The sequence below is a fragment of the Streptomyces sp. S6 genome, from assembly GCF_054880855.1.
This window is the reverse complement of sequence record NZ_JBTYMC010000522.1, coordinates 1-2,706: the sequence shown is the minus strand read 5'-3', so window position 1 is coordinate 2,706 and position 2,706 is coordinate 1. Positions and strand designations below refer to the sequence as shown.

Annotated in this window: 4 protein-coding genes; 3 read left to right on the top strand and 1 reads right to left on the bottom strand. The window is 74.1% G+C overall.

All coding sequences use genetic code 11. The annotated features are described in order from the left end of the window. From ACVNF4_RS34675 to ACVNF4_RS34665, 3 genes are all read left to right on the top strand, one after another. Positions 1-377, top strand: a 377-nt coding sequence (locus tag ACVNF4_RS34675) for an SAV_6107 family HEPN domain-containing protein (RefSeq protein ID WP_461806833.1), incomplete at its 5' end; no start/stop codon positions are given. 147 nt (positions 378-524) lie between these two features. After that, positions 525-1,343, top strand: coding sequence for a methyltransferase (locus tag ACVNF4_RS34670; RefSeq protein ID WP_461806832.1), 819 nt, complete (start codon positions 525-527; stop codon positions 1,341-1,343). A gap of 284 nt (positions 1,344-1,627) precedes the next feature. Next, on the top strand, positions 1,628-2,023 hold the full coding sequence (locus ACVNF4_RS34665) for a DUF3040 domain-containing protein (RefSeq protein ID WP_461806831.1): 396 nt from the start codon (positions 1,628-1,630) through the stop codon (positions 2,021-2,023). A 185-nt stretch (positions 2,024-2,208) separates the two neighbouring features. On the opposite strand, the gene ACVNF4_RS34660 is transcribed toward ACVNF4_RS34665, so the two are convergent. Next, positions 2,209-2,706 (bottom strand): DUF4129 domain-containing protein (locus tag ACVNF4_RS34660; protein ID WP_461806830.1); only part of this gene is annotated, 498 nt, incomplete at its 5' end.

The window sequence follows — 2,706 nt, the reverse complement described above, 5'->3', positions numbered from 1 at the left end:
GTGGCGGACGCAGTCGGCGTCGTACCCGTAGTACCCGTAGTACCCGTAGTACCCGCACCTCCGACATCTGCGCGGCCCGCGCCCGCCCCGACCTCACCCCCCGGCGCCGCGCACGCATCCGCAGCGCCTGGGAACTCCTCCCCGAAGTCGCCCCCGAACTCACCGAATGGGGCGCCCACTTCGCCGCGGGTGCCCCTCGCCGCGCCCGCGCCGAGGCCGGCATCCAGGGCGCCGCCACCCCCCGCGACGCCGACGACCTGATACGCGACGTCGAGATGTTCGTCCGCCTCGTCGAACGGCTCCTCTCCCTCCAGCCCGTCCTGCCCCGCCAGCCCGAGGGGAGGGAGAGGGACCGGGACTTCCCGCACGCGGGGTGAGCGGGCGCGGGCGCCCGCAGCGGGGGAGTCCCCTTCCGAGGCAATAGGGTGGCTGTGCAGGAAAGCCGCTGCCCCGGGGACGCCGGTCGCAGGGGCGTCCGATTGTTCCGTCGGGAAGTGGCGGGCCGCGTCGAGGAGTGAGTTGTCGTGTCGGATCCGTTGCTCTCGCCCGTCCCGAAGGACCGTCCGCAGACCGGTGCGCTGGGGACCGACCCGGCGAGGCCGCGTTCGTCGCTGCGGACGGCCGTGGTGTGGGAGGTGCTCCAGGAGGCGCTGGAGCGCCGCGTCAAGGGCAGCGGGCGCGACAGCCTCGACGTCCTGGACGCCGGGGGCGGCAGCGGGAACTTCGCGGTGCCGCTGGCCCGCCTCGGACACCGGGTGACCGTCGTCGACCCCAGCCCCAACGCCCTGTTCGCCCTGGAGCGCCGCGCGGCGGAGGCCGGCGTCGCGGACCGGGTGCGGGGCGTGCAGGGGGACGCGGGCGGGCTGTTCGACGTGGTGGAGCGGGCCGCGTACGACGCCGTCCTGTGCCACGGCGTCCTGGAGTACGTCGACGACCCGGCCGACGGCATCCGCAACGCCGTCGCCGCGCTGCGCCCCGAGGGCGTCCTCAGCCTCCTCGCGGCCGGCCTCGGCGGAGCCGTCCTCGCGCGGGCGCTGGCCGGGCACTTCAAGGAGGCCCGGCACGCCCTCACCGACCCCGACGGCCGCTGGGGCACGGGCGACCCCGTCCCCCGGCGCTTCACCGCCGAACAGCTCACCGGGCTGGCGGAGGGCGCGGGCCTGGCCGTCGGCGCCGTGCACGGTGTGCGGATCTTCGCCGACCTCGTCCCCGGTGTCCTCGTCGACACCGAGCCCGGCGCCCTGGAGGCCCTCCTGAAGCTGGAGGAGGCGGCGGCCGAACTGCCGTCCTTCCACGCGGTGGCCACCCAGCTCCACGTCCTCGGCGAGACCCCGGCCGGCTGACCCGTTCCGAGCGGCGGGCTTTACCCTGGCTTGATCATGGTCCCGGCCAGGATGGAGTACGCCACAGGCCCTCCGTTACCGCGTTGTGAGCCGTATGATCGAGGGAGACCGTCCGGCATGACGGGTCGGCCGTTGGGGAATGGAAGCCTCAGCGAGCCGGGACGCTCTTGACGGGGTCCGGTTGGCCAATTGGCGTAGAGGGGCGGGTTTCACGGGGGCGATTCCCTGCCTATCCTGAAGGGACCCCCGGGTCGCCCCGGCGACTGCACGATGAGGAGGACGCCGTGCCGCTCTCGGAGCACGAGCAGCGAATGCTTGAGCAGATGGAGCGAGCGCTGTACGCCGAAGACCCCAAGTTCGCGACAGCGCTTGAGGGAAGCGGGCTGCGGACGTACACCCGGCGACGGGTCTACCAGGCGATCGCCGGCTTCCTCGTAGGTATCGCGCTCCTCATGGCCGGTATGGTCGCCCAGCAGGTCTGGCTCAGCGTGGTCGGGTTCCTCGTCATGCTGGGATGCGCCGTGCTCGCCGTGACCGGCTGGCGCAAGGCGCCCAAGCCGGGTGAGCAGCCCACCGGCGGAGGTGCCCAAGGGCGGCATCAGCCCCGGTCGAGGCGTTCCGTCATGGACCGCATCGAGCAGCGCTGGCAGCGGCGGCGCGATGAGCAGCAGGGGCAGTGAACCGGCCCTCGTAGCGCCCTGCGACTCCTGACATCACGTGAGGGGACCCCCCACCCGGGCGGGTCCCCTCAGCCGTATGCCCCACCGCCCCCTCCCTCTTTCGTGTCACACGGAGACCGGGGCACGCAGACGGAGAGGGCCGGCGCCCGGTGTTCTGACACCGGACGCCGGCCCTCTTTGCCGCTCTAGCTCTCCTGCCCCCGATGGGGCCAGGGCGCTCGCTGGAGGAGTGTGCTCCAGCGGGTCGCCCACGACGCCCTGGCCGTCGTCCAGCGGTCCATCAGGTCCCAGACCGCTCGGACGGCGGAACGGGGGGCGACGACGGCGCGCAGGCGGGTCGGCCAGGTGGCGCGGGCCCGGAAGGCGGAGCGGACGGTGTGGACCGCGTCGGCCAGACCCGGCTCGGCGTGCGGGCGGGGGGCGAAGAGGACCTGCTCCACCGCGCCCGCCACCCGGTGCACCGAGTCCGCCGCGGCCTCCTCCAGCTCACCGAGGCGGACGATGCGCTCGGCCGCCCGCCGGGGCGTGAGCGCGTCGTCCGGAGCGATACCGAAGTCCCAGGCCGTGTCCGTCAGCTCCTGCCAGACCGCCAGCACGTACGCGACGGCCACCTCACCGGCCCGCGCCGAGGGATCCTCGCCCGGCGCCAGCGGGCCGCCCACAGCGCCCTGCGGTCCCGGACG